Origin of the sequence: Methylobacterium sp. CB376 (genome assembly GCF_029714205.1) — a bacterium.
In the GTDB taxonomy this organism is placed as follows: Bacteria; Pseudomonadota; Alphaproteobacteria; order Rhizobiales; family Beijerinckiaceae; genus Methylobacterium.
In genome coordinates, this window is the sequence record NZ_CP121648.1 from 4,246,185 (window position 1) to 4,272,693 (window position 26,509).

Below are 26,509 nucleotides of genomic sequence, written 5' to 3' on the forward strand. Positions count from 1 at the left end.
GGACACGGCCACGGCTGGAGCAGGTGTGATCGCGCCGGGCGTTCGACAAGGGTGCGGGCGGCGCGTCGGCTCCGCCCCCTCGCGACACCGGTCCGGCCCGCGGCGTGACGCCCCGGCGCTTGCACTCCCGGATCGAGAACATATAGTGAACATATCGTTGACGAGGCCTCAGAGCCAGGGAGGACGGATCATGGCCCGCTACCGCTTCCACTGCACCAACGGCGCCGAATGCGTCCTCGACACGGTCGGGGCCGAGGTGCGCGCGCCCGCGCGGCTGACGGCGCGCGCGGCCGAGACCGCGCGGGCGGTGATGGGCGCGCTCGGCGAGCGGGCGGACTGGTCGCAGTGGCGCGTCAGCGTCCACGACCTGACCGGGCGCCGCGTCCTCACCCGGCCCTTCCTGGCGGCCGGATGCGGCCCCGCGGCGGTGGCGGCGTGAGCGGCCCGGCGGCCCGCAGGGTGGCGGGCTCCCGGCTCGCCCCGATCACGGAGGCCGGCGAGGTCCCGGACGGGTCGATCCGTCCACTGAGCCTGTCGGATTTCACGGGCCAGCGCGCGGCGCGGGCGAATCTGGGGGTGTTCATCGAGGCGGCGCGGCGCACCGGTCAGGCGCTGGACCACGTGCTGTTCGTGGGCCCGCCGGGGCTGGGCAAGACCACGCTGGCCCAGATCGTGGCCCGGGAGCTGGGGGTGAATTTCCGCTCGACCTCGGGTCCGGTGATCGCCAAGGCGGGGGACCTGGCCGCGCAGCTCACCAACCTGGAGGAGCGCGACGTCCTGTTCATCGACGAGATCCACCGGCTGAACCCGGCGGTGGAGGAGATCCTCTACCCGGCCATGGAGGATTACCAGCTCGACCTGATCATCGGCGAGGGCCCGGCGGCGCGCTCGGTCAAGATCGAGCTGCCGCGCTTCACCCTGGTGGCGGCCACGACCCGGGCGGGTCTGCTGACCACGCCGCTGCGCGACCGCTTCGGCATCCCGATCCGGCTGGAATTCTACGCGGTGGACGAGCTGGAGGCGATCGTGGCCCGGGGGGCGCGGGTGCTGGGGATCGGCATGGCGGCGGACGGGGCCAACGAGATCGCCCGGCGGGCGCGGGGCACGCCGCGGATCGCCGGGCGGCTGCTGCGGCGGGTGCGGGACTTCGCGATCGTGGAGGAGGCCGGGACGGTGACGCGGGCGATCGCCGACCGGGCGCTGCGTCTGCTGGACGTGGACGCGGCGGGTCTGGACACCATGGACCGCAAGTATCTGGGGCTGATCGCGCGCTCCTACGGGGGCGGTCCGGTCGGGGTGGAGACGATCGCGGCGGCGTTGTCGGAGCCGCGCGACGCCATCGAGGAGATCATCGAGCCCTACCTGCTCCAGCAGGGCTTCGTGCAGCGCACCCCGCGCGGCCGCCTCCTCACCCCGCACGCCTTCCGACACCTCGGCCTGCCCGTGCCGGTGCGCGAGGAGGAGCCCCTCGACGCCGCCCTGCCGGAGTGATGCGCTGTCCGGACGATCACCTCCGGACAGCGGATGACAAGCCCGCGCGGCGCTTGAGCGAAGCCGACATCCGCATGGCCGAAATGGGAGATGGCGACGCAATCCGTCGGATGTCGTCTGACGCCTTCTCCCGCGGGCTCACGCGCCGAGCGCGCGGCCGAACCAGAGGCCGAGCAGCGCCGCGAGGGCGACGAGCGCCAGGAAGCCGTTCACCGCGACGAGGATCGCGGGCGGCAGCCGCGGCACGTCCGGCCGGGGCGGCGGGGCCCCGACGAAGACCTGCCGCCAGACGCCGGCCACGAAGCAGAAGGCGCTGAACAGGACCAGAATGGTGCCGAAGCCGACGATCATCCAGCCCGGCACCACCCCCTCCAGCAGCTTGCGCGCCCCGATCCCGCTCGCCAGCGCCACCAGTCCGGTGCGCATCCAAGCCGCGTAGGTCCGCTCGGCCGCGAAGACGGTCCGGTCCGCCGCGAGCTCCGTCCTGCGGTCCGCGCTGTCCTTGGTGACCTGCGCGGCGGCGGCCGTGCGCTCGGCCGCCTGCTCGGTCCGGCGCTCGCTGCCTGTCGCCTGCTCCATCGCGCTCTCCCTGACTTTTCGCCCGATCCTCACCGCTCCGCCGGGCCCTGCGCCCCGTCGCCGGCCTCTCCGCGCCCGGCCGGCTCGACGATGACGGTCGGCGGCTCGGGCGAGGTGCCGCCGAGGGCCGCCTCCACGGCCTCGCCGGACGCGGCCGTGGCGGTGGCCTCGGGGGTGGGCCGGGTGATGCGGCGCGGCCGGCGGGGCCGGGTCGCGCCCTCGGCCGCCGCCTTCTCGGAGGCGACCGCCTCGACGGCCGGGGCCGCAATCAGGCCGAGGCCGGCCGCGTGCGCCGCGATGGCGCGGCTGTCGGCGGCGAGCACGAGGCTGCTGCCGGCCGCCGCCACCTCGCGCGCGAGCCGGGCGATCTCCGCCGCGCGCTCCGGCGCCCGCGACACGTTGCGGATGTAGACTGCGAGCACCCGGCCCGGATGCGCGTGCACGATCCCCGCATAGACCTCCGGGTCGTGCTGGCCGCTGTCGCCGATCAGCACGAAGGGAAGGTCGCGGTAGAGCACCAGCATGCGGCGGATCAGCTCGGCCTTGTGGTCCTCGGCCCGGCGGGGCAGGGGATGGCGCCAGGACAGGCCCCATTCGCGCAGGAACAGCACCGGCCCGACCGGGATGTCGTGCAGGCGGAAGAATTCCGAGAGCATGTCGTAGATGCCCCAGGGGGCGCGCGAGACGTAGAGCATCGGGTTCTGCTCGGCCCCGCCCGCGCCGGCATGGAGCGCCCGGTACAGGGCCGCCACGCCCGGGAAGGCGACGCGGCGGGTCGCGTCGGCGACGAACAGGCGCCAGAGCATCTTCAGCTTGTTGGCGACGCCGGTGTGCATCACCGTGTCGTCGATGTCGCTGATCACCACGAAGCGGCAGCGCGGCGGCGGGATGAAGACCTCGCCCCGCGCCTCGACCGGCGGATCGCTGGCGAGGCGGATCGAGACCGGGTGCCACGCCCCCTCGCCCGGCCCGGGCGGGCGGGGGCAGAGATGGATGCGGAAATAGCCGTCCCGGTCCGTCACCGTGCGGGCGGCGCTGCCGCCGAACCGCGCCTCCACGGCGAGGCCGGGCAGGCGCCGGCGCCGGATGCGGCGGCCGATGTCGCGCAGCTGCGCGCGCAGGTCGTCCGGATCGGCCGCGCGCTCGGCCTCGGATTGCCGGAAGGCGCGGCCGATCAGGAAGATCTCCTGTGCCGAGCCGTAGCCGCGATAGACCTCGACCGCCACGCCCCTGCGCCCCTGCGCCCGGCGCACCGGCCGGGCGGCGAGGCCGAGGATCCAGCCGGCGGCCCGCCTCAGCCGGCCTGCCCGCGCGCCCGTCATGGCCGTCCGCCGCGCCTAGAGGTTCGACGGCGCCTGCCAGGTGACGCCCGGATGCTCGCGGACGTCGCCGGCCTCGCGACCCGTATCGGCGTCGCTGACCCACTCGCCGGGCTCCGCGAGGTCGGCGATCCGCGCGGCCGGATAGGCCGCTTCGAGGAACAGGCGGGCCTCGCCCTCGCCCGCGGCCCGCACGGTGACGAGCGGGCGCGCCGCGTCGGCCTCGACGATTCTGGCGATGAACAGCTTCGTCATCTCGCGCTCCTGCCGCGGCCCGGGCCGCGCGAGAGCACAACGCGGGAGGAGGCCGATCGGGACGCCGCGCTGCGGGAAAAGTCGCGGCGCCCCGGCGCGCTCAGATCAGGCCGCGCAGGGCGAGTTCGTTCTTCAGGTAGGCGTAGAAGATCGGGGCCGCGACGAGGCCCGGCAGGCCGAACACCGATTCCATCACCAGCATGGCGGCCAGCAGCTCCCAGGCCCGCGCGCGGATCTGCCCGCCCATCACGCGGGCATTCACGACGTATTCGAGCTTGTGGATCGCCACCAGGAAGCCGAGCGAGCCGAGGGCGAGCGCCGGCGAGACGCTGAGGCTGACCAGCACGATCACCGTGTTGGAGATCAGGTTGCCGACCACCGGCAGCAGCCCGGCCAGGAAGGTGATCACCACCATGGTCTTGGTGAAGGGGAGGGCGATCCCGAGCCAGGGCACCGCGACCAGCAGGTAGAGCGCGGTGAGCGCCGTGTTGAGGGCCGAGATCCGCACCTGCGCGAAGACCACGCTGCGGAAGGCGGAGGCGAGCAGCCGCACCCGGTTCGTCAGGGCGTGGAGGAGGGGCGGGCGCTCGTCGAGGCCGGTCTCCCGGCTCACCGCCACCATGGCGCCGATCACGAGGCCGAAGACCAGGTGGAACAGCGCCCGCCAGACGTCCTGGCCGATCGCCCGCACCTGCCCGGCATGCTCGCGCAGCCAAGTCGCGGCCGCGGCCTTCAGCTCGGTCGATTCCTCCGGCAGGAAGCCGACCAGCCAGGGCGGCAGGCGCGAGCGCGCCGTCTCGATCACCTCGGCCATCTTGCGCAGCAGGACCGAGAGGTTATCGGACCCGCCCGACAGCAGCCCGACCAGCCAGAGGATCGCCGCGCCCACGGCCGCGACGATCACCCCGGCGAGCAGGGCCACCACGATGACCTTGGCCGTGTGGTGGTGCACGAGGGCGTCGCTGCGCCGGGGCGCCAGCAGGTGGACGAGTTCGTGGACGAGCAATCCCGCGAGCAGCGCCCCGAGCAGGTGGAAGTGCAGCACGGCGACGAGGGCGAGGCCGGCCAGGATCTGGGTTGCGGTCTCGAGCCGATGGGGCGTTCCGGGGAACGGGGCGACGGTGAGCGGGTCGGACGGGCGAACGGGATCGAGCATGGGGCGGCTCCGACACGGGCTGCCGAACAGGCGCCGGGAGGGACAATGTCTGACACGGGAATGGCGGCGCGTCCGTGCGGCCGCATAGGCGGCCCAGAGTCGCGACCTGATCAGGTCGCCCCCGTGCGACGGCGAAACGAAGGAGCGGGATCCTCCCGCGCAGTCCGGGCGCCGCCCTCGGCCCTCAGCCCTCGCACCCGGCGCCCGCGGCGGACGTCGCGCCCGGCGCGGTCAATAGGTCCAGCGCTGGGCCTTGGCGACGAGGAAGTCGCGGAAGGCCTGGACGCGGGCGACCGAGCGCATCTCCTCGGCGTAGACGAGGTAGCTCTCCAGGTTCGGCATCTCGATGTCGCGCAGCACCTGCTGCAGGAGCGGATTCCCGTTCGCCGCGTAGTCGGGCAGGATCCCGATCCCGGCCCCGGTCTCGACCGCCACCTGCAGGGCCGAGATGTTGTTGACCGTGAAGTGCACATTGCGCGGCTCGCGCCCTTCCCGGCCGGCGGTCGAGAGCCAGTGCGTCGCCATCAGGTAGGAGGGCTGGTCGCCGCCGAACGAGACGATCCGGTGCTTGTCGAGGTCCTCGATCGACTTCGGCTCCCCGAAGCGCTTGATGTATTCGAGCGAGGCGAAGACGTGGTAGTGCACCGTGAACAGGCGGCGCTGGATCAGGTCGGGCTGGGCCGGACGGCGCAGGCGGATCGCCACGTCCGCCTCGCGCATGGCGAGGTCGAGCTCCTCGTTGGTGAGGATGAGCTCGATCCGCACCTCCGGGTGCAGGTCGAGGAATTCCGAGACCCGCTGCGACAGCCACGCGGTGCCGAGGCCGACCGTGGTCGTGACCTTGAGGTCGCCCGAGGGCCGCTCGCTCGTCTCCACGAGCCGGGCGCGGGTCGTCTCCAGCCGCATCTTCATGTCGCGCGCGGCGCGGAAGAGCAGGTCGCCCTGCTCGGTCAGGATCAGGCCCCGGGCGTGCCGGTGGAAGAGCGGCGCCTTCAGCTCGCGCTCGAGCGCGCTGATCTGGCGGCTCACCGCCGACTGGCTGAGGCCGATGTCGTCACCCGCCTTCGTGAAGCTGCCCGCCTCCGCGACGTTCAGGAAGATCCTGATCTTGTCCCAATCCACGGCCGTTCATCCCCGCGCCAGAGTCCCCGGCCGGCGGGTTGCGGCGGGCGGCTCTCGCGAACGCGAATTGTTTGGGGGCCGCGACGGAGCGGGGCGGGACCCCGCTCCGTCGCGACCGGTCCCGCTCTCCCGCCTACTCGGCCGCGGCCCGGCGCGGCGTCTCGCCGATCGCCAGGTTCGCGAGGTACTTCTCCGCCTCCAGGGCGGCCATGCAGCCCATCCCGGCCGCCGTGATCGCCTGGCGGTAGACGTCGTCGGTGACGTCCCCGGCCGCGAACACGCCCGGGATCTCGGTCGCCGCCGTGCCGGGCGTCACCGCGAGGTAGCCCCCGGCGCGCAGGGGCAACTGACCCTCGAAGAGCGCGGTCGCCGGCTGGTGGCCGATCGCCACGAAGACGCCGTCCGCCCTGCGCTCGCTGACCGCCCCGGTGGCGACGTCCCTCAGCCGCACGTGCGTGACCGAGGGGGCCGGGCTCTCGCGCCCGCAAATCTCCTCGACCGTGTGGTTCCAGACCACCTCGACGTTCGGGTGCCGGAAGAGCCGCTCCTGCAGGATGCGCTCCGCCCGGAACGCGTCGCGGCGGTGCACGACCGTGACCTTGGCGGCGAGGTTGGCGAGGTAGAGCGCCTCCTCGACCGCGGTGTTGCCGCCCCCCACGACCAGAACCTCCTTGCCGCGGAAGAAGAACCCGTCGCAGGTGGCGCAGGCCGAGACGCCGAAGCCCTGGAACTTCGCCTCGGAGGGCAGGCCGAGCCACTTCGCCTGGGCGCCGGTCGCGACGATGAGCGCGTCGCAGGTGTAGACGGCCCCGGAATCCGCCTCCAGGCGGAAGGGCCGCTGCTTCAGGTCGACCTTGGCGATGTACTCCGACACGATCCGGGTGCCGACATGCTCGGCCTGCAGGCGCATCTGCTCCATGAGCCAGGGGCCCTGGACGGCCTGCGCGAAGCCCGGGTAGTTCTCCACGTCGGTCGTGATCATGAGCTGGCCGCCCGGCTGGAAGCCGGAGATCAGCAGCGGCTCGACCATCGCGCGGGCGGCGTAGATCGCGGCGGTGTATCCCGCCGGGCCCGAGCCGATGATGATGAGCTTCTCGTGGGTGGTGGACATCGGAATCTCCGGGCCTCCCGGCCCGGGACGACCTCACGGGCCGCCCGGGTGGGTCTGCGGATCGCGCCGCCTCAGATAGGCGGCCGCGACGGCCTCTGCGATCGCGGGGGTGAAATCTAAGGGTTCGTAACGAGAACCTTCAAGTCTGCCATCGAACGGATGCACAGCTCCGTACTGCCGGAGTGCGGCGAAGAACGGGCGATGGCGGGCGTAGGTCTCGGTGAGCTCGCCGAGGAGGATCGGGGATCCGGTGGCGGCGGCCTCCGCGACCATGTTGGCGCTGTCGGCCGTCACCACGATCGCGTCGGCGAGCGCCAGCAGGGCGAGGTAGGGATCGGCGCCGCTCCCGTCATGGAAGAAGCCGCTGCGTCGCGACGCGAGGTCCCGCAGGGCCGCGCGCAGGGCGGGCGGCGTGCGCCGGGAGGGGGTGATCATCAGGCTCGCCTCGCCGGCGAGGCGCTCCAGGCCCGACAGGAAGGCCGCGGCGGCCTGCGGGCGGACCCGCCCGCGCCGGTCGTCGCCGCCGACCAGGATCGCCGCGCGGGGGCCGGGAGGGCGCGGAGCCGCGGGTCGGGCGCCGCGCGGGCGGCCGCGAGGCGGGCGGCCGAGACCGGATGGGGGCCGGCCAGCGTGACGAGCACGTTCCGGCCGCGCAGGCGGTCGTGCTCCGGCACCCAGATCAGGTCCGCGGCGCCCGGGCCGGTGCGGGGGTCGCGCAGGAACACCGTGAAGGTCGCGGCCCCCGCCCGGCGCCGCAGCGCCCGCAGGACCGGGACGGCGCGCCGCCCGGCCGCGATGGCGAGGTCGGGCCAGGGCGGGGCGAGGGCGAGGTCGCGCGGGTCGGCCGGGCCGCGGGGGCGAGCCAGGAGAAGGGCGGGCGGGGCGCCACGCGGCGCTCCTCGGCGACGAGGCCGAGCGCCTGCGCGAGGCCGCGGCAGGGGGCGAGGTCGCCGGCCTTGCCGTCGGTGAGGATCCAGGCCGTCGTGCCGGGCGGGAGCGTGGTCACCCGCTCCGCATCGGCCCGGCCCGGCGCCGGAGTCAAGCGGTGCCGGGCGGCCCCGGCTTGTCTCGGCCTGCCCCGCCCGCTAGTGACCAGACTCTCTCCGTCCCAGCCAGGATCGCCGAGCCCCTTGCCCGTCCGCCTCGACGCCATCGATTGGGCGATCCTCCGCGAGCTGCAGGCCGACGGCAACATCACCAACGTGGCGCTGGCGCGCCGGGTCGGGCTCTCGGCCCCGCCCTGCCTGCGCCGGGTGCGCGCGCTGGAGGAATCCGGGATCATCCGCGGCTACCGGGCGCTTCTCGATCCGAAGCTCCTCGGCTACGAGGTGGTCTGCTTCGCGATGGTGCAGCTCGCCGCCCAGGGCCAGGCGGAGATCGCGGCCTTCGCGGCCGAGATGCGCAACTGGGCCGCCGTGCGGGAATGCTGGACCCTCTCGGGCGAGACCGACTTCCTGCTCAAATGCGTGGCCGCCAACCTGCCGGCCTTCCAGCGCCTCGTCGCCGACCTGACCGCCCTGCCGAACGTGCGCAGCGTGCGCACGGCCCTCGCCCTCGACCAGATCAAGGACGAGCCGGTGGTGCCGCTGCCGATCGCCTGAGCCTCCGCCGAGCCGGCGGGTTCGGCTGCACCGACGGAGCCGGACCGGGAGCCGCGGCGCGGCCCGGCGTGCAGGCCCTCTCCGGTATCCGAACCGATCCGCTCGGACCGATCGACGGCCGCGTCCGATCCATCGGGAGCATCCGCGATCTTGGCAGGCGGCCCACGCTTCCGTGCCGCGTCACGGCGACGGCCCGGTCGCGGAGTCGCGGGGCCGGACCGGCGGCCTGGCGGGGATGCGGGAACCGCACCAGGGGTTGTTTCTGGTGATCGTTCGCATCAGCGGTTGCCGCGAGGGCCGATCTGAGCTGAGGTGCGGGCCGGAGGGCCTGGATCTTGGCTGGAGACGGTGCATCAATGGCTCAGGAACGGATCACGGTACGGACGGTCGCTCCCGCACCCGTCGCGATCGTGTGGACGGCCTACACGTCGCCCGAGCAGATCAGGGAGTGGAACTTCGCCTCCGCCGACTGGCATTGCCCGAGCGCGAGCGTCGACCTTCGCGAGGGCGGACAGTTCTCGTCGCGCATGGAGGCGAAGGACGGCAGCATGGGCTTCGATTTCGAGGGGACCTACACCACGATCGTCGAGAACGAGCGGATCGAGTTCGCCTTCGGCGACCGTCGAGCGGTGGTCGAATTCACCCCGGAAGGGGACCACACCCGGGTGACGGTGTCGTTCGATCCCGACGCCGTGTTCCCCCTCGCGCAGCAGCGCAGTGGGTGGCAGGCCATCCTCGACAACTTCTCCAAGCATGTCGCGTTGCGGACTGGAATGTCTGCAACGTAAAGGATTTGCCTGCGGGTTCGGTATGGGCCGACGTTCTCATGCAGCCTCCACCTTGAGCGGACACTCGACGCGTTTGCCCTGCGCTATGCCGGGCGGGTGCGCAGCTGTCCCTCGTAGTCGCGCTTGCCGATCGGCACGCCCCGCGCGCGCAGGATGTCGTAGGCGGTGACGGCGTGGAAATAGAAGTTGGGCAGCGAAAACGAGAGGATCAGGGCCTCCGACGTGAAGGCCAAGCGCCGCGGACCGATCTGAAGGTCCAGTTCGCGGCCCGCCCAGCTGTTGACCTCGTCGGGGGTGTACGCCTCCAGCGCCGCTTCCGCCTTGCCCATCATGGCTTGCAGCTCGACGAAGGGAACCGGTCCGACCAAGCCGGGCGGCGCGAATACACCCGTCTTCGCGGCTTCCAGCCCCCACACGGCATGGTGCCAAGCGGCCTCGATCTGGAAATGGAAGGGTGCCATGTCATCGGAGAGCCGGGCTCTCACGAATTCATCCGGGTCGGCGCCCGTCTCGCTGCAGTGCCTGCTCGCGCGGTCGAGGAAGCCCGCAATGGCGCGTACGGTCTGCAGGAAGGTCGGCACGCTGAGCTCGTAGAATGATGTCGCCATCGGAACGACCCCACTGCGCCATCGCTGGCATCCACCCCGTGGCGGATGCCATCATTGTACGCGTTCTCATGATCGATACTGAAAGGTAGCGGCGCGCAGGGTCCCGAACTTCTCGCGATCCTTGCCTCCCGGTCAAACGCCCGCGCCGGACGTCGCGAGAGGTCCAACCTCTCAGCGCATCGCCTCGCGCTGCGCGAGCGCGCCGCCGGAGGCCTTCTGGATCAGCCCGTCGGTCTGGTCGCGCTGGCGGCGGAACTCGGCGAGCAGCCGTCCGTCCAGTTCGCGGCCGCGGGGCACGCGGATCTTCATCGGGTCGACGAAGTGCCCGTTGATGATGACCTCGTAGTGCAGGTGCGCGCCCGTCGACAGGCCGGTCGAGCCGACATAGCCGATCACCTGGCCCTGCCGCACCCGGCCGCCCGCGGCGATGCCGCGCCCGAACCGGGACATGTGGTTGTAGGTGGTGACGTAGCCGTTGGCGTGCTGCAATTCCACCCGCCGCCCGTAGCCCGAATCCCACTCCGCCTTCAGCACCGTGCCGTTGCCCGCCGCCACGATCGGCGTTCCGATCGGCACCGACCAGTCGACCCCGGTGTGGAGCTTGGCGTAGCCCAGCACCGGGTGGCGGCGATAGCCGAAGCCCGAGGTCATGTTCCCGTCCGTCACCGGCTTGCGGATCAGGAACTTCTTGAGCGAGCGGCCCATGTCGTCGAAATACTCGACCGTGCCGTCGTCCGGCGACTGGAAGCGGTAGACCCGCCGGGCCTCGCCGCCGACCGTCAGCGCCGCATAGAGCAGGTCCGGCCGCTCCGCCGAGCCGCCGCCCTCCTCGTCGTAGGTGTAGACGAGTTCGAGGTTGTCGCCGCTGCCGACCCGGCGCTGGAAATCGACGTCGTAGCCGAAGATGCGCACGAGGTCCTCGACCATGCTGCGCGGCAGGTCGTGCCGGGCGGCGGTCTCGTAGAGGCTCGCGTAGAGCCGCGCCCCGGTGCCCTCCTCGTCCTCGTCCGCGCCGGGGGCGGGGACCGCCTTGGCGGGGGCGCCCTCCTGGCCGGGGGGCGTCACCGACACGAACTGGCCGCGGTCGTTCATCGCGGCGATCGCCTCGATGCCGCGCTCGCCGTAGAGGATGACCCGGTTGATCTGGCGCGGATCGCCCGGCTTGGCGCCGGGGCCGACCAGGAGCCGCATCTGCTGGCCCTCGCCGGTCGAGGCCGTGCGCGCGAAGCCCCCGAGGGCGGCGACGATCGGCCGGACCTGGTCGTCCGCGGCGGCGTTCGCGCGCAGCACGCTCTCCAGGGTCTCGCCGCGCCGGATCGTGACGTCGCGCTCCTCGACCAGGGGCGTGCCGCGCGGTTCCAGCTTGGCGAGGTCGGTGACGTTCTCGCGCAGGACCCGCACCTCGATCGACTTGAACGGGCCCGAATCGCGGCCGAACTCGGAGTCGAGCGCCGGCAGGGCCGGGAAGCCGCGCAGGGCCCGCGACAGCATCAGCTGCGGGGCGATCGGCAGGGCGGCGAGGCGCCCGGCCTCCGCCGCGAGGCGCCGCTCCTCCTCCAGCTGCGCCTCCACGTCCTCCTCGGTGAGGGCAGGGGCGCCCGGGCCCACGGCGGCCTCGGCGAGGTCGCGCTTGACCACCGAGACGTCCGCATCGGGCGCCTCGGTCGGCGGTGGCTCGGGCGCGCGCTCGGCCCCGGGCTCGCTGAAGAAGCGCATCGGGTCGAAGGCCGGGATGTCGGTCGCCGCGAGCCCGGCCGTCGCCGAGAGCGCGGTGGCGATCCGCACGAAGGGCCGCACCTTGATGATCTCGCGCTCGCCCGCCCGGATCGTCACGGGCGCGCGGAAGCTCTGCTTGGCGAGCGCCACCATCGGGTTGCGCACCAGCCGGTCGCCCTTGCGGGCGGCGTTCGAACCGCCGTCGCTCGGCTGCGGCCGCGCGGCGATCGCGGCCGCCTGCGGCAGCTGCGCGAAGCTCGCCTCGCCCTGGAGGGAGATCCAGATCGCCGAGCCGATCAGGCCCGTCCCGGCCATGCCCGTGAGCACGCAGGCCGTGAGCCAGCGCAGGTTCACGTCGCGCCGGTCGGTCTGCGAGGAGGCCACGCCCGCGAGGTTCAACGGCGGCTCGTGGCCGGGATCGGGGTTGCGTCCCGCGCGGGGGGAGGGGGCGGAGACCCGGCCGGGTCGAGGCGCGCGCGCTTCACCGTGGCTCCTGGAAGGACAGCATGCCTCGCCCGGGCGGGGAGGGGACGCGGCGCCGTGCGGCTGCCGACGCGACCATGCGCAGGCCGCGGACCGAAATCAACCGCAGGACCCGCGCCGATCCTCAGGGCTTTCGCCCGCCAGGATGTCAGGATTGAGGCGCGGCGCGAATCGGACGGGCGCGATCGGGTCGCGGGCATCCCGGCTGCGGCTTTCTGCCGGCCCCTGCCCAGCGCGCGGAGCGCGCGATCTCCCTTGCCCAGCGCGCGGAGCGCGCGATCTCCCTTGCCCTGCGCGCGGACCGCGCGATCTCCCGGGCAGGTTTCACGCGAGGCGGCATGCACCTTCACCTCGATGCGGTCGGCGGGATGGCCGGGGACATGTTCGTCGCCGCGCTCCTCGACGCCTTCCCGGAGCACGAGGCCGGCCTCGTCGACAGCATCCGGCGGGTGGCCGGCGCGTCGGTCTCCTGCCGGCTCGTGCCGCACGGCGACGGCGTGCTGCAGGGGCGCCGCTTCCTGGTCGCGCCGACCCGGGACCACGACCATCCCCATGGCGGCCACCCCCGTCACGACCATGCCGAGGGCGCCCACGCCCACGCGCACCGGCACTGGGCGGAGATCCGGCGCGCCCTGCGCGGGGCGGACCTCGCGCCCGCGGTCGCCGAGCACGCGCTCGCGATCTTCGGCCACCTCGCCGAGGCCGAGGCGCGGGTCCACGGCATCCCGGTCGAGGAGGTCGCCTTCCACGAGGTCGGCGCCTGGGACTCGATCGCCGACATCGTCGGGGCCGCCCACCTGATCGCGGCGCTCGCGCCCGCGGACTGGAGCGTCGGCCCGCTGCCGCTCGGGGCGGGCCGGGTGACGACCGCGCACGGCGCGCTGCCGGTGCCCGCCCCCGCCACCTCCCTCCTGCTCCGGGGCTTCGCGGTGATCGACGACGGCGTGCCGGGCGAGCGGGTGACCCCGACCGGGGCCGCGATCCTGCGCCATCTCGGCGGGCGGGGGCGGTTCGACGGGCCGCGGGTGATGGGGGCGAGCGGCATCGGCTTCGGCGCCCGGACCCTGCCGGGGCTCAGCAACTGCCTGCGGGTGCTCGCCTTCGAGCCCCTGCCCGGCGACCCGGCGGGGCCGGAGGGGGCCGGGGCGGGCCTGCACCGGGATCTCGGGGTGATCGAGTTCGAGGTCGACGACCAATCGGCGGAGGATCTGGCGATCGGGCTCGATCGGCTGCGCGCCGAGCCGGCCGTGCACGACGTCGTCCAGGCGCCGGTCTTCGGGAAGAAGGGCCGCATGATGACCCATATCCGCGTGCTGGCACGGGCCGAGTCCCTCGACGCGGTGATCGCCGCCTGTTTCCGCGAGACGACCACGATCGGCCTGCGCCACCGGATCGTCGCGGGCGTGGCGCTGCCCCGCCGCAGCGAGACGGTGACGGTCGAGGGGCGCGAGGTGCGGGTGAAGAGCGTCGAGCGGCCGGGCGGGCGCACCGCCAAGGCCGAGGCCGACGACGCGGCGGGCGAGGGCCACGCGGCCCGCGCGGCCCTGCGCCGGGCGGCCGAGCGGCGCGCCCTCGGCGGGGACGCTTCGTGAGCGGCGGCCTGGAGGCCGTCCTCGCCGGGATCGGCCCGGTCGCCGTCGCGGTGAGCGGCGGCGTCGACAGCCTCACCCTGGCCAGCGTCGCCCGCCGCGGCAGCGCCCGGATGGTCCACGCCGTCTCCCCCGCCGTGCCCGAGGAGGCGACGCGGCGGGTGCGGGAGGAGGCGGCGCGCCAGGGCTGGGACCTGGCCGTGATCGAGGCCGGCGAGTTCGGCGACCCGGCCTACCGCCGCAACCCGGTCAATCGCTGCTTCTTCTGCAAGACCAACCTCTACGGGGCGATCCGCGCCCTCACCGGGCGGGTGATCGTTTCGGGCGCCAACCTCGACGATCTCGGCGAGTACCGGCCGGGCCTGGAGGCCGCGAAGGCCTACGGCGTGCGCCACCCCTTCGTGGAGGCCGGGATGGGCAAGGAGGCGGTGCGGGCGCTCGCCCGCCGCCTCGGCCTCGGCGCGGTGGCGGAACTGCCCGCCGCGCCCTGCCTGTCGAGCCGGGTCGAGACCGGCATCCCCATCGAGCCCGCGACGCTGGGCTTCGTCCACGCCGTCGAGCGGCTGGTGAGCGAGGTCCTCGGCGGCGCGCCAGGGCCCCGGCGGGCGGTGCGCTGCCGGGTGCGCGCCTCCGGCATCGTGGTCGAGCTCGACCCGGCGAGCCTCTCGGCGCTGACCGCGGACGACCGGGTCGCCCTCGGTCTGCGCATCGCCGGAGAGGCGCCCGTCGACCTCGTCGGCGCCGAGATCCGCTTCGCCCCCTACCGGGTCGGCAGCGCCTTCCTGACCGGGAGCGCCCGATGACGGAGTTCGTCCTCGACGTCGAGCGCCCGGCCCGGATCGGCCTCGAGGAGGCGGTCTACGCCGCCGGCAAGACCGCCGCGCAGGTGGCCGCGATCCTGGCGGCCGCGGCGGAGCGGCGGGCGAGCCTCCTCGTGACCCGCCTCGACCCGGAGAAACTCGCCGCGCTGCCCGGGACCCTGCGGGCGGAGATCGATTATTGCGACCTCTCGCGCACGGCCTGGTTCGGGCCGCCGCGGCCGGTCCGGGGGCAGGGGCGGATCGCCATCGTGGCGGCCGGCACCTCGGACCTGCCGGTCGCCCGCGAGGCGGAGCGCACCCTGCGCTACGCGGGCGAGGCCGCCACCGTGATCGCCGATGTCGGCGTCGCCGGCCTGTGGCGGCTCACCCGGCGCCTGGAGGAGATCCGGGCGCATCCGGTCGTCGTCGCGGTCGCCGGGATGGACGCGGCCCTGGCGAGCGTGCTCGGCGGCCTCGTCGCCGGGGCGGTGATCGGGGTGCCCACCTCGGTCGGCTACGGCGTCGCCGCGGGCGGGCGCCCGGCCCTCGACGTGATGCTGGCGAGCTGCGCGCCCGGCCTCGCGGTCGTGAACATCGACAACGGCTACGGGGCGGCCTGCGCCGCCCTGCGCTTCCTCCACGCGGCGGGCCGGCTCGCCGGCGCGTGAGGCCCGCGGGCGGGGTGACCCGCCGGGCCGCCCGGACCCCGGGCGGGCCCGCTCAGCGGAACGGTCTCGGGCAAGTCTGCCGGGACTTGATCCCGGCGGTCATGTCTCATGACCGCTGGTTCCGTTCCCGGATCGTCGCCAAGCCTTTGGCTTGGTGTCGCGAATCCGGGATGGTCGACGCCCCGGTGCGGCAGCCTCCTGGGGCGTTGGTACGAGGTGTCGCATCCTTGTCGCCGCCGGAGCGGTGACCACGTCGGCGAATGGTGCTCAGACCGGAGGGCGGACCATGGAACGTCGCAGTTTCCTGCAGGGCGCGGTGCTCGGGGCGGGCCTCGCGGCCGGCGGCTCGGCCGGCGCCGCGTCCCCGGCGGGGCCCGGCCCGGCGCTCCCGTCCGCGGGGCCGCTGCCGCCCGCGGCGGCCGCGCTCGCCGGGGCGAACCGGCCCGAGGATCCGGCGGCGCTGCCCTTCGTGACCGATCCGGGGGAGAGGCGGGGCGAGATGCTCTACCGGCCCCTCGGCCGCACCGGGGTCACCGTCTCGGCGATCGGCATGGGCGGGTTCCACCTCGGCAAGAAGGCGCTCAGCGATGCCGAGGCGACGCGGCTGATCCATCAGGGCGTCGACCGCGGCATCACCTTCATGGACAATTGCTGGGACTACAACGAGGGCAGGTCCGAGGAGCGGATGGGCGCGGCGCTCGCCGAGGGCGGTTACCGGGCCAAGGTCTTCCTGATGTCGAAGATGGACGGCCGGACCAAGAAGGAGGCGGCCGCCCAGATCGACACCTCGCTCAAGCGCCTGCGCACGGACCGCATCGACCTCGTCCAGCACCACGAGATCCTGCGCTACGACGATCCCGACCGGGTCTTCGCCGAGGGCGGGGCCATGGAGGCCTTCATCGAGGCGCGCCAGGCCGGCAAGCTGCGCTTCATCGGCTTCACGGGCCACAAGGACCCGCGCATCCACCTGCAGATGCTGGAGGTCGCGGCCGAGCGGGGCTTCCGCTTCGACACCGTGCAGATGCCCCTCAACGTGCTCGACGCGCAGTTCCGCAGCTTCGCGCACCTCGTGCTGCCCTCCCTGGTGGCGCAGGGGATCGGCGTGCTCGGGATGAAGACCTTCGGCGACGGGGTCATCCTCAAGAGCAACGCCCCGATCCGGCCGATCGAGTACCTCCACTTCAACCTCAACCTGCCGACCTCCGTGGTGATCACCGGCATCCAGAGCCAGCGCGACCTCGACCAGGCCTTCGAGGCGGTGAAGAGCTTCCGGCCGATGGACAAGGCGGCGGTGGCGGAACTGCTCGCCCGCGCTCGACCCTACGCGCTCGAGGGCAAGTACGAGCTGTTCAAGACGAGTTCGACCTTCGACGGCACCGCCAAGAACGCCGCCTGGCTCGGCGGCGAGGCCGAGGGCGTGCAATCCCTCGCCCCGACCATGGAATAGCCGGGTCCGGGGCCGCCCGCTGACGGCTGCCCCGAATCTTGCTTAACCTCGGCCATTCGAACGCTCGGTCACCCGACACTCGGCCATCCCACGCCATCGGAGCCCGCCATGACGCGCCGCCTGCCCCTCCTCGCCGCCGCCCTGATCCTCCTGCCGCAGGCGGCCCTCGCCCATCCGGGCCACGGCGACGCCGCCGGCTTCGCGCACGGATTCGCCCATCCCCTCGGCGGGGCCGACCACGTCCTCGCCATGGCGGCGGTGGGGCTGCTGGCGGCCCTGCGCGGCGGGCGGGCCCTGGTCGCGCTGCCGGTCGCCTTCCTGGCCATCATGGCGGTGGGCGGCGCCCTCGGGGCGGCCGGGCTGGCGCTGCCGGCGGTCGAGACCGGGATCGGCCTCTCGCTCGTCGCCTTCGGGCTCGCCGCCGCCCTCGGGGCCGGACTGCCGCTCGCCGCGCTCGGGCTCCTCGTCGGGCTCTTCGCGGTGTTCCACGGCCACGCGCACGGGGCCGAGATGCCCGAGAGCGTCTCGGGCCTCGCCTACGGCGCGGGCTTCGTCGCGGCGAGCGCGCTGCTGCACGCCGCCGGGATCGGGCTCGGCCTCGCCGCCGGGCGGCTGCGGGCCGCCGCCCCGGTCATGGGCGGCGCCGTGGCGCTGGCCGGCGTCGCGCTCCTGGCCCACCTCGTCTGAGGCGGCTCAGCCCGGGTTGACCGCGGTCACGAGCCAGCAGGCGGCGCCGAGCACCACCGGCTCGGTGCGCGGCAGGGCCGCGGCGACCGCCGCGAAGGCGGCGGCGCGCTCGGCCTCGCCGAGGTCGCGCACCAGCACCGAGGTCGGGCCGAGGGTGAGGGCGAAGCGCGTCGCCTCCTCGGCGTCGCGCCCGAGCACGAGGTCGCGCAACACCGCCGCCTCGGCCACCGCGGCGAAGCCGGCCTGCCGGAGCAGTCCGGCGAGGAGGCCGGGCTCCGCGAAGCGGAACGGGCCGGGCGCCCCCGGGACCGGCGGCTCGGGCGGCGGCACCACCCGCAGCGCCGCCTCCCGCGGCACCCGGATCCAGTCGTTGGCGGGCAGCCCCTGCCAGCACAGGAGCGCGATCCGCCCGCCGGGCCTGAGGCCCCGGCGCAGGTTGGCGAGGGCGGCCCGCGACTCGTCGAAGAACATCACCCCGAAGCGCGACAGCGCCGCGTCGTGGACCGGCTCCAGGGGCTGGGTCTGGGCGTCCGCCTCGACCCAGGCGACCGGGGCGTTCTCGGGATCGGCCGCGAGGGCGCGCTGGCGCGCCCGGGCGAGCATCGGCCGCGAGACGTCGAGGCCGGTCACCGAGCCCCGCGGCCCGACCGCCCGCGCCGCCAGGAGCGTGGTCTCGCCGCAGCCGCAGCCGATGTCGAGCACCCGCTCGCCGGGCCTGAGGGCCGCGGCCGCGATCAAGGCCTCGGTGAGGGGCGCGAAGGCGGCGTCGAGCGCGTCCTGCAACCGCGCCCATCGCTCGCCCGCCTCGCCGTTCCAGTACTCGGTCTGGGAGATCGGGTCCGTCATCGCGGCCTCCGCCAGGGGCGTTCCGCGGCCTTCTCGACCGCCGCGCGCGCCCGCGCAAGGGCCGGTCAACAGGAGCTCGACGCTCGGATCGGCCTCGATCACCGCGAGGGCCTCCCGGCCGTCCCGGGCGAGCAGCACCGTGTCGCCGAGATCCTCCAGGTGCCCGCTGGCGCGGGAGCGCACGGCCTCGCTGCCCTCGACGACCAGGATCGTCCCGCTGCCGCGGCGCGGCGGCGCGGCCGGTCCCGCCTCGGGGCGCGCCCCCGGGCAGGCCGGGACGGCCGCCTCCAGGGCCCGCCTGATCTGCTACCGGCCGCTCCTCGGTCACCGCCTGGAGGGCCATGTCGAGGTTGCCGGTCACGACCTGGAGCAGGTTGTTGAAGTCGTGGGCGAGGGCCGCCGTGAGCTCGCCGATCGCCTCCATCCGCTGGGCCTGCCGCTGGGCCTGCCGCTGGGCCTGCTCGGAGGCCCAGCGCCGCGACAGGTCGAGCTGCGAGGCGAAGAAGCACAGCAGGTCGCCCGCCTCGTCGTAGATCGGCCCGATGAGGACGCTGTTCCAGAATGCCGTGCCGTCGCGCTTGTCGTTGAGGATCTCGGTGGCGATCGCCCGCCTGTCGCGCAGGGCGTCGCGCATCTCGTCCACGGTCGCGCGGCTTGTCCGCGCGCCCTGGAGCAGGCGGCAGTTGCGTCCGAGCAGCTCCTCCTCGTCGTAGCCCGTCAGGTCCTGGAAGGCGCGGTTGGCGAGGACGATCGGGTTGGCGGGCTGGCGCGGATCCGTGAGGATCATCGGCATGCGCGTCATCTCCACGGCCGCGCCGGCGGCGGCTCCGGCCGACCTGCGGGCTGATCGATCGCCATCGATTAGGCCGGCCATGTCCTTTCTCCAGCGCGGGAGGGGCGAAGGATCTCCGATTTCCGGTCGCGGAACCGCTTGCAGGCTGCCAAGGCCGTCGCTATAAGCCCCCCACGTCGGCGGCGCCGACGCTTCGGAGTGTAGCGCAGTCTGGTAGCGCACCACGTTCGGGACGTGGGGGTCGCAGGTTCAAATCCTGCCACTCCGACCAAAATTCCCGAGACAGCTCAGCGGCTCACAGAAGTACCCGATCAACACCATCGAGATGGTGGACCGGATCAGCCCTTCCGGCCGAAGTTCGCGGCCGCCTGCTGCTGGTGGCTCGGATGGTGTCGCCGGAGACGCGCTCCAGGGTTTCGACCATCATGCGCCCGCACTGGGCCGCGCTCACCCGTTGCCACTTGGCGCCAGGTCGCGCGGCCATGTCGGCGCGGAGGTGCTGCGCAACGGTGCGTGCGGTCGTCCTCGGACCGAGAGCCCGCCGAGCAGGGGCGTTGCGACCGCGCGGCCCTGCCCGTCATGGCCGAGGCGGAGCAGGGCGGGGGCACCATGCGCGCCGCGGCGTCAGAGGTGCGATGCGATCCCCGCGCGGGCCACGTCCCGCTCCGCGATCGGCGGTTCGCCCATCCATGCGGACCACTCGCGCGCCAGGAGCCATCGCTCCCTCACGGCAGCGACGGCTTGTCCCTTCGTCGGCGCGGTTCCTGACTTGTCGAAGCCGAGAACGGACGCGGGCTGTCGCAGGAGGATGCTCCAGGCCCACTGAGGGGTCCAGGATGGCATGCGGATGACCTTGCAGACCCGAGCGAACGTGTGACCATCGACCTCCGCGAAGAAGTCGGCCGCCTCCCCGGGCCGCGCAGGCCGCCAGATGAGCGGGTGATCGTCCATCATGTGACAGAGCCTCCCGGCTGATGCCTCACCTGTGACACTCGTGGGGACAACGCCCGTCCAGCCGATTTGATGCCGGAGCGAATGCCGAAGCCTGTCGCGGCGATCACGAACGCTGTCCGGGTGCGGGACTGCCACGTCCCGTCCTCGACACCGTCCTGATGCGTCAGCACTCGCGATGTCGGATTGCGCAGCGAGCGTGGGCGTGAATTGATGCGCAGCGCGCGAACCTTGACGGGTGCTTCTCGTTTCAGAACGTGTCCGCGTTCTGCGATCGTATTTCGTTCCGGGTTCTGCTAAATTGACGGCGGCTGATCACAGGGAGGTCAGCAAGGCTGGTGGATTCAAGTGGTCGTCGCAACGGCTTGGCGGAGGGCGGTTGTGATGGCAGGTCGGCGGCGTTCGGATCGGGCACTTCGCGAGAAGCTGCGGTCACCGGGTCGTCCCGGGGTCGGTCTGCGCGAGACGCGGCGGGGGTTCTGGGCGTTCCTCGCGCAGGGTCTCTCCAGCGAGGTCGCAGCGATGAAGCTCGGGATCTCGCCACCGGTCGGCTCGCGGTGGTTCCGGACAGCAGGCGGAATGGCACCTTCCCACCTGTCACCATCATCCAAGTCGCCTTCTGCGCGCTACCTGTCGTTGGCTGAGCGGGAGGAGATCGCGATCCTACAAGCGCAAGGTCACGGGGTCCGGGACGTCGCTCGGCGTCTGGGACGGGCGGCGTCGACCATCTCGCGGGAATTGCGCCGCAATGCGGCGACCCGCAGTGGCGGCCTGGACTATCGCGCCACGACCGCGCAGTGGCACGCTGAACGCGCGGCACGCCGGCCCAAGCCAGCAAAACTGGCGGGGAACGCAGCGCTGCGGACGTACGTGCAGGAGCGGCTCGCCGGAACTGTCGCGACACCGGGCGGGAGCGCTCTGCCTGGCCCTAGCGTTGCCTGGAAGGGACGGCGGCACGGGCGACGCCAGAGCCGGCGATGGGGTCGATCCTGGAGTCCGCAGCAGATCGCCGAGCGCCTACGGCTCGACTTTCCGGGCGATACGACGATGCGCATCAGTCACGAGGCGATCTATCAGGCGCTCTACATCCAGGGCCGGGGCGCGCTGAAGCGTGAGCTGACCGCGTGTCTTCGCACAGGACGGGCTTTGCGTGTGCCGCGGGCCCGCAGCCTGGGCCGAGGCAGGTCGTTCGTCACCCCCGAGGTGCTCATCAGCGAGCGTCCGCCCGAGGTGGAGGACCGCGCGGTGCCGGGGCACTGGGAAGGAGATCTGATCCTGGGTCTGAAGAGTTCGGCGATCGGGACCCTGGTCGAGCGCACGACGCGCTTTACGATGCTGCTGCATCTTCCGCCGATGGACGGCCATGGGGTGACACCGCGTGCGAAGAACGGCCCGGCGCTGGCGGGGCACGGGGCCCAGGCGGTGCGCGAGGCGATCGCCGGCACGATCGCGCGCTTGCCCGAGCAGCTGCGGCGCTCGTTGACCTGGGACCAGGGTACCGAGATGGCCGAGCACGCGCGCTTGCGGATCGACGCGGGTCTGCAGGTCTACTTCTGCGATCCACGCTCACCCTGGCAGCGGGGGACGAACGAGAATACGAACGGGTTACTGCGACAGTACTTCCCGAAAGGAACGGATCTGAGCGCCCACAGCGCGAACGATCTTGCTGCTGTGGCCGCAGCCCTCAACAGCAGACCGCGCAAGACGCTGAACTGGAAGACGCCGGCAGAGGCGCTCGACGCTGTGCTGGCTGCCGTGCAAGATGGTGTTGCGACGACCGCTTGAACCCAAGGCTCAGAGCCTCGCCCCCGAAGCGCCCGCACCGGCGTCAGGTGCCCCCCTGGCGAGCACGTCGCCGCCGGACGTGAGCAAGCTCTCCTCGGTCAAAGGTCTGCTGCTCATCTTGGCGGGGATCGTGGTGGGCGGCGCGGGCTACTCCTACTCTTACACCCACACCTCCCCGTTGGGGACGCTGGTCGGCATGCTCGGCATCGCGCTCTGCATCCTCGGCACCGCCAAGGCGGAAGGGCCGGTGCACCGATAGGGGCTTGGCGGTGGGCCGCGATGGGCCCGCGGCAGGTCTGATCCGGGATCCGGTTGATCGAAGCGGATCCCGGATCCCAAGCCCGCGCGGCGCTTGAGCGAAGCCCCAATCCGCCATCCCGAAGGGATCAAGCGGATTGGGTATGATGCCGCGTTGCCGCCGGACCGGGGCCGGGAAGGGCGGGTCGGGGATCGGTTCAGGGTGGTCAGCGGGGCCTCAGGGGGCCCGCATCCTTCAGAGCAGATGGCGGGACGGACCCTCGTGCCTCATGCCTCGTTCCGGCGGTCTGGCCCGCGATGGGCACCCGGCATCCGACGAGAACGGACGCCGCCGCCATTCAACCGGCAGCGTCCTCGCCGCGTCGTCCTCGCGCAGGCCAAACAGCGCTTCAGCGGGACTCTGGCCAAGGGCGGGCGGGTGCCAAGGGCGGGCGGGTGACTGGGATGATGGGAGGACGTGCATCGGTAGGGGCGGCCTGCCGGCATCTCCTGGCGGGGACCCCGCTACGCCCGCTTCGTCACCCCACCCCATCCACCCGCCCGCCTTTGGCCAGAGCCGCGCTGAGTGAATGAGCGTCTCCGAGGTGGGCCGGCCGCATGAACCGCTTCACTCCTGGCCCAACCGCCATCATCCACCGCGTCTCACACTTCCGAGTCAGTCGCAAGCATATTTTGGAGAGAATGATAGCATAGTGCGCAGCTCATAGTCAAATCAAATATGCCATCTGCAATAGCTAAATGCCCGTCAGATGAAAAATGCTGCTGATCGTCGTGTAGAATAGTTTTATGATTAGGAATTGTATATCGAAAGATATTTTTGTTCAGGCGCTCTGAATTGTTTTGATTGAAGAAATCGATGTAATCACCCATCCGTGGAAATCTTTCAGAAAGCCCCGGTCCCGGAAGCGGCAGATCGACCACAACGACGATCATCAATGGGAATCTTTGTTGTAGCGCGTTGATGGTTTTCGTATATTTCTCCGATATGTCATCGATTTTGTCGAACGATGAGGTTTCTTCCTTATGGAGCCAGATCTGTGTGTAGCCCCATAGGCTGACGAAAATATCAGCGCCGAGCGTTGATAAGACGTCCTCTAGTCCACGGCCGATCCCCGACTCATAAGCAGGCCACTGCATTCCCCTAAGGCTTGTATTAGTCATGTATACTTTTTTGTTAAGATGCGATTCGTATCTTTGTGCTAATATGCAAGGAAATGTATTCTCAAACCGAGTTGCAAGATACGGATTGTGAATGCCGTATTCATCATATCGGACCGGCCGCGGAAGCGAGAGCGAGTCGCCCCTGACTACCAAATGAGCGTGGCTCTTTTGCTTCAGCACATTGATTGCGTCCGACGGATCGGCTCCGCTGAGAACGGCCTCGTTCGGATAGCCGTCCCGAAGGAGTTGATTGGCGTGACTCGTGTCCACGGATTTCGCTTCCGGTTCGGGTGCTGACGGACGTCATGGGGCCGAGGCGGTCGGCGTCAGATCCACGACGCGTAACACGGCTGCCGCCACTCAGTCCGGAGGCGGGACAGGGCACTCGGCCAGGTGAGAGGCTGGCGAGGCGGATCCCCGAGCCCGGCGGGCGACGTCCGATACCCGGGCGGCCGCTCGCGATGCGGATCCCGGCGTCGCTCGGGCGGGCGCAGCCAGGCTCCGCCGCCCGGGCCGGCCGGTGCGGGATCCGCTCAGCTCAACCGGATCCCGTGTCAGATGTAGCGCGTGAAGAACCGCTCCCAGAGCAATCCGACAAAAGTGAGAAGTGCCGACACCAGCGCGACATACGTGAGTGAGGCGTCGGGCGTGTACTGAGGGTAATAGGCGGATCGAAACACCATGATGAGGTTCGTCATCGGGTTCCACAACATGACGTGATAAATTTCGGACGGCATGCCGTCCGGAAGAAAAAACACGCCACTCAGGGCGTAGAATAGAATAATGAAAAGGGCGAACCCTAGCTGGAAGGGCGGGAAGATATGGACGACATTGCAAGAGACTATACCAAGACCAAATGCGAAAAAGATCGAGGTCAGGATCGACATAATGGCGAGAAACGCATTGTCGGGAATCGGATTGACGCCGGAGACGGCCAGAATGAACATGATGAGCGACACGCTCATGCACGCATTCAGAATCTCGACCAATCCGCGCGACAGGCAGACATCCAGGAATTTCACGTCGGGAAATGAGAGGAGCGGCTTGTTCATCAGAACTCCCTCCATCATCTTTCTGGAGAGATAGATGAAGATGATCATCGGCGTCATGCCGGTATGGATGAACAGGGCCGTGCTCTCGCCGATCGGCGCCGGGACCTTTCGGACCAGGAAGGTGACGACCAGCACGAAGAGGTGGGCGACCGGCCAGCCGACGATGATCACGTAGCCCCACATGGTGCGGCCGAATCGCGTGCGGATGTCGCGCAGGATCAGCGCGTGCAGCACCTGCAGCTGGATCTGGAGGGCCGATTGCTGGTGAAGCGGCGTTGCCCTGTCGGTCGCATGCGCCAAAGTCGTCGCTCCCGCGGTGAGGTTCCGGCGCTGCCCTCTGGACTCCCTTTGCGGCGTCCGCAAGGCTGGCGATGGCCCGGCCGCGCGGGCCGCGACCGGGCCCGGCCCCGAGGAGCCGGCCCCGAGGAGCCGGCCGCGGGGGGCCGGCGCGCCTCCTCCCTCGGCGGACGACGGCCCCTCGGCCAAGGTCTCTCGGCCAAGGTCTCTCGGCCATCCGGCCGGTTTTGCGGCGCTGCGGCCGCGTGCTAGAGCCGCATTTCCCCGATACCGCCAAGCCTTGCGGCTTTGGGCGCTCGACGAAAACAGGCGGCAGGCAATGAAGGACATCCTCGATCGGCTGGACCAGCGGCGCGCGCAGGCCCGGCTCGGCGGCGGCGAGAGCCGTGTGGCGGCCCAGCACAAGCGCGGCAAGCTCACGGCGCGGGAGCGCATCGAACTCCTCCTCGACACCGGCTCGTTCGAGGAATTCGACATGTTCGTCCAGCACCGCTCCATCGACTTCGGCATGGAGAGGCAGAAGATCCCGGGCGACGGCGTCGTCACCGGCTGGGGCACCATCAACGGCCGCACCGTCTTCGTCTTCTCCAAGGACTTCACGGTGTTCGGCGGCTCGCTCTCGGAGGCGCACGCCCAGAAGATCATCAAGGTCCAGGACATGGCCCTCAAGATGCGCGCCCCGATCATCGGCCTGTTCGATGCCGGCGGCGCCCGCATCCAGGAGGGCGTCGCCGCGCTCGGCGGCTACGGCGAGGTCTTCAAGCGCAACGTCCTCGCCTCGGGCGTGATCCCGCAGATCTCGGTGATCATGGGGCCGTGCGCCGGCGGCGACGTCTACTCGCCGGCCATGACCGACTTCATCTTCATGGTCCGCGACACCAGCTACATGTTCGTGACCGGCCCGGACGTGGTCAAGACCGTGACCAACGAGGTCGTCACCGCCGAGGAGCTCGGCGGCGCCAAGGTCCACACGGCCAAGTCCTCGATCGCGGACGGCGCCTACGAGAACGACGTCGAGGCGATCCTGCAGATCCGGCGCCTGATGGACTTCCTGCCGGCCAACAACCTCGAGGGCGCGCCGGAGATCGAGAGCTTCGACGACCCCTCCCGGCTCGACAAGAGCCTCGACACCCTGATCCCGGACAACCCCAACAAGCCCTACGACATGGGCGAGCTGATCCGCCGGGTGGTCGACGAGGGCGACTTCTTCGAGATCCAGGCGGCCTTCGCGCGCAACATCATCACGGGCTTCGGGCGGATCGAGGGGCGCACGGTCGGGCTGGTCGCCAACCAGCCGATGGTGCTGGCCGGCGTGCTCGACGCGGACGCCTCGCGCAAGGCGGCCCGCTTCGTGCGCTTCTGCGACGCGTTCGGCATCCCGATCGTCACCTTCGTGGACGTGCCGGGCTTCCTGCCCGGGACGGCGCAGGAATATGGCGGGCTCATCAAGCACGGCGCCAAGCTGCTCTTCGCCTACAGCCAGGCGACGGTGCCGCTGGTCACCGTCATCACCCGCAAGGCCTTCGGCGGCGCCTACGACGTCATGGCTTCCAAGCACATCGGCGGGGACGTGAACTACGCCTGGCCGAGCGCGCAGATCGCCGTGATGGGCGCCAAGGGCGCGGTCGAGATCATCTTCCGGCAGGACATGGGCGATCCCGACAAGATCGCGGCGCGCACGGCCGAGTACGAGGAGCGCTTCATGTCGCCGTTCGTGGCGGCGGAGCGGGGCTACATCGACGAGGTGATCATGCCCCACTCGACCCGGCGCCGGGTGGCGCGGGCGCTCGCCATGCTGCGCAGCAAGGAGAGCGAGCAGCCCTGGAAGAAGCACGACAACATCCCGCTCTGAGGGAGCGGGCGCCCCGGAGGGGCGCGGGCGGAGAACGGCACCGGCGGTCATGAGACAGGACCGCCGGTCTCATCCGACGTCCGGGTGATGGCTT

Annotated in this window: 24 protein-coding genes, 1 tRNA gene and 2 pseudogenes; 13 read left to right on the top strand and 14 right to left on the bottom strand. The window is 71.6% G+C overall.

Annotated elements, in window-relative coordinates:
• Positions 1-190: 190 nt before the first annotated feature.
• Both QA634_RS19195 and ruvB read left to right on the top strand, forming a co-directional pair.
• Entirely contained in the window at positions 191-439 is a 249-nt protein-coding gene (locus tag QA634_RS19195; RefSeq protein ID WP_012333563.1) for a DUF6894 family protein, read from the top strand.
• A complete protein-coding gene (gene ruvB, locus QA634_RS19200; RefSeq protein WP_265576378.1) occupies positions 436-1,491 on the top strand; it encodes a Holliday junction branch migration DNA helicase RuvB in 1,056 nt (351 codons plus the stop codon). The genes QA634_RS19195 and ruvB overlap by 4 nt, the downstream gene beginning before the upstream one ends.
• A gap of 138 nt (positions 1,492-1,629) precedes the next feature.
• Here ruvB and QA634_RS19205 read toward each other — a convergent pair whose 3' ends face one another.
• From QA634_RS19205 to QA634_RS35890, 7 genes and pseudogenes are all read right to left on the bottom strand, one after another.
• Positions 1,630-2,070 carry a YidH family protein gene (locus tag QA634_RS19205; RefSeq protein WP_012333565.1) on the bottom strand — a complete coding sequence of 147 codons (441 nt, stop codon included), beginning with the start codon at positions 2,068-2,070 and terminating at the stop codon, positions 1,630-1,632.
• A 29-nt stretch (positions 2,071-2,099) separates the two neighbouring features.
• On the bottom strand, positions 2,100-3,392 hold the full coding sequence (locus QA634_RS19210) for an App1 family protein (protein WP_012333566.1): 1,293 nt from the start codon (positions 3,390-3,392) through the stop codon (positions 2,100-2,102).
• A gap of 15 nt (positions 3,393-3,407) precedes the next feature.
• Positions 3,408-3,644: a hypothetical protein gene (locus QA634_RS19215; protein WP_012333567.1), complete on the bottom strand. Its 237-nt coding sequence runs from the start codon at positions 3,642-3,644 to the stop codon at positions 3,408-3,410.
• 100 nt (positions 3,645-3,744) lie between these two features.
• A complete protein-coding gene (locus tag QA634_RS19220; RefSeq protein WP_012333568.1) occupies positions 3,745-4,800 on the bottom strand; it encodes an AI-2E family transporter in 1,056 nt (351 codons plus the stop codon).
• A 231-nt stretch (positions 4,801-5,031) separates the two neighbouring features.
• Entirely contained in the window at positions 5,032-5,922 is an 891-nt protein-coding gene (locus tag QA634_RS19225; protein ID WP_012333569.1) for a LysR family transcriptional regulator, read from the bottom strand.
• Between the two features lie 133 nt (positions 5,923-6,055).
• Complete coding sequence (gene trxB, locus QA634_RS19230; protein ID WP_012333570.1) at positions 6,056-7,033, bottom strand: thioredoxin-disulfide reductase; 978 nt, start codon at positions 7,031-7,033, stop codon at positions 6,056-6,058.
• Positions 7,034-7,066: 33 nt separating this feature from the next.
• Positions 7,067-8,039, bottom strand: a pseudogene (locus QA634_RS35890) (mitochondrial fission ELM1 family protein).
• Between the two features lie 124 nt (positions 8,040-8,163).
• On the opposite strand from QA634_RS35890, the gene QA634_RS19240 reads away from it, so the two are divergent.
• Both QA634_RS19240 and QA634_RS19245 read left to right on the top strand, forming a co-directional pair.
• The gene (locus tag QA634_RS19240) at positions 8,164-8,634 is read left to right on the top strand and encodes an Lrp/AsnC family transcriptional regulator (protein ID WP_012333572.1); all 471 of its coding nucleotides are present in this window, start codon (positions 8,164-8,166) and stop codon (positions 8,632-8,634) included.
• A gap of 356 nt (positions 8,635-8,990) precedes the next feature.
• Positions 8,991-9,422 carry an SRPBCC family protein gene (locus QA634_RS19245; RefSeq protein WP_012333573.1) on the top strand — a complete coding sequence of 144 codons (432 nt, stop codon included), beginning with the start codon at positions 8,991-8,993 and terminating at the stop codon, positions 9,420-9,422.
• 83 nt (positions 9,423-9,505) lie between these two features.
• On the opposite strand, the gene QA634_RS19250 is transcribed toward QA634_RS19245, so the two are convergent.
• Positions 9,506-10,003: a DUF1993 domain-containing protein gene (locus tag QA634_RS19250; protein ID WP_445928370.1), complete on the bottom strand. Its 498-nt coding sequence runs from the start codon at positions 10,001-10,003 to the stop codon at positions 9,506-9,508.
• A gap of 198 nt (positions 10,004-10,201) precedes the next feature.
• The gene (locus tag QA634_RS19255) at positions 10,202-12,145 is read right to left on the bottom strand and encodes a M23 family metallopeptidase (protein WP_150108852.1); all 1,944 of its coding nucleotides are present in this window, start codon (positions 12,143-12,145) and stop codon (positions 10,202-10,204) included.
• Between the two features lie 422 nt (positions 12,146-12,567).
• On the opposite strand from QA634_RS19255, the gene QA634_RS19260 reads away from it, so the two are divergent.
• From QA634_RS19260 to QA634_RS19280, 5 genes are all read left to right on the top strand, one after another.
• Positions 12,568-13,821: a LarC family nickel insertion protein gene (locus QA634_RS19260; protein ID WP_012333576.1), complete on the top strand. Its 1,254-nt coding sequence runs from the start codon at positions 12,568-12,570 to the stop codon at positions 13,819-13,821.
• Positions 13,818-14,621, top strand: coding sequence for an adenine nucleotide alpha hydrolase (locus QA634_RS19265; RefSeq protein WP_012333577.1), 804 nt, complete (start codon positions 13,818-13,820; stop codon positions 14,619-14,621). The genes QA634_RS19260 and QA634_RS19265 overlap by 4 nt, the downstream gene beginning before the upstream one ends.
• Positions 14,618-15,286 (top strand): nickel pincer cofactor biosynthesis protein LarB, encoded by a 669-nt coding sequence (gene larB, locus QA634_RS19270; RefSeq protein WP_012333578.1) that lies wholly within the window; start codon positions 14,618-14,620, stop codon positions 15,284-15,286. Before QA634_RS19265 ends, larB begins: the two co-directional genes overlap by 4 nt.
• 286 nt (positions 15,287-15,572) lie before the next feature.
• Positions 15,573-16,733: an aldo/keto reductase gene (locus QA634_RS19275; RefSeq protein WP_012333579.1), complete on the top strand. Its 1,161-nt coding sequence runs from the start codon at positions 15,573-15,575 to the stop codon at positions 16,731-16,733.
• Between the two features lie 108 nt (positions 16,734-16,841).
• On the top strand, positions 16,842-17,420 hold the full coding sequence (locus QA634_RS19280) for a HupE/UreJ family protein (protein WP_012333580.1): 579 nt from the start codon (positions 16,842-16,844) through the stop codon (positions 17,418-17,420).
• A gap of 6 nt (positions 17,421-17,426) precedes the next feature.
• On the opposite strand, the gene QA634_RS19285 is transcribed toward QA634_RS19280, so the two are convergent.
• Both QA634_RS19285 and QA634_RS19290 read right to left on the bottom strand, forming a co-directional pair.
• On the bottom strand, positions 17,427-18,266 hold the full coding sequence (locus QA634_RS19285; protein ID WP_012333581.1) for a class I SAM-dependent methyltransferase: 840 nt from the start codon (positions 18,264-18,266) through the stop codon (positions 17,427-17,429).
• A gap of 517 nt (positions 18,267-18,783) precedes the next feature.
• Positions 18,784-19,140, bottom strand: a pseudogene (locus tag QA634_RS19290) (PAS domain-containing protein); the annotation flags it as partial.
• Between the two features lie 113 nt (positions 19,141-19,253).
• Between QA634_RS19290 and QA634_RS19295 the strand changes: the two are divergent.
• Positions 19,254-19,330, top strand: a tRNA-Pro gene (locus QA634_RS19295).
• A gap of 353 nt (positions 19,331-19,683) precedes the next feature.
• On the opposite strand, the gene QA634_RS19300 is transcribed toward QA634_RS19295, so the two are convergent.
• Positions 19,684-20,013, bottom strand: coding sequence for a hypothetical protein (locus tag QA634_RS19300; protein ID WP_012333582.1), 330 nt, complete (start codon positions 20,011-20,013; stop codon positions 19,684-19,686).
• Positions 20,014-20,394: 381 nt separating this feature from the next.
• Here QA634_RS19300 and QA634_RS19305 point away from each other — a divergent pair, with 381 nt between their 5' ends.
• A complete protein-coding gene (locus tag QA634_RS19305; protein ID WP_012330561.1) occupies positions 20,395-21,795 on the top strand; it encodes an IS30-like element ISMtsp4 family transposase in 1,401 nt (466 codons plus the stop codon).
• A 79-nt stretch (positions 21,796-21,874) separates the two neighbouring features.
• Positions 21,875-22,054 (top strand): hypothetical protein, encoded by a 180-nt coding sequence (locus QA634_RS19310; protein WP_012333583.1) that lies wholly within the window; start codon positions 21,875-21,877, stop codon positions 22,052-22,054.
• 641 nt (positions 22,055-22,695) lie between these two features.
• Here QA634_RS19310 and QA634_RS19315 read toward each other — a convergent pair.
• On the bottom strand, positions 22,696-23,484 hold the full coding sequence (locus QA634_RS19315; protein WP_150108690.1) for an SGNH/GDSL hydrolase family protein: 789 nt from the start codon (positions 23,482-23,484) through the stop codon (positions 22,696-22,698).
• A gap of 284 nt (positions 23,485-23,768) precedes the next feature.
• On the bottom strand, positions 23,769-24,893 hold the full coding sequence (locus QA634_RS19320; RefSeq protein WP_265576379.1) for an ABC transporter permease: 1,125 nt from the start codon (positions 24,891-24,893) through the stop codon (positions 23,769-23,771).
• On the opposite strand from QA634_RS19320, the gene QA634_RS19325 reads away from it, so the two are divergent.
• On the top strand, positions 24,883-26,415 hold the full coding sequence (locus QA634_RS19325) for an acyl-CoA carboxylase subunit beta (protein WP_012333586.1): 1,533 nt from the start codon (positions 24,883-24,885) through the stop codon (positions 26,413-26,415). The two genes, QA634_RS19320 and QA634_RS19325, sit on opposite strands and share 11 nt — an antisense overlap.
• Positions 26,416-26,509 lie beyond the last annotated feature (94 nt).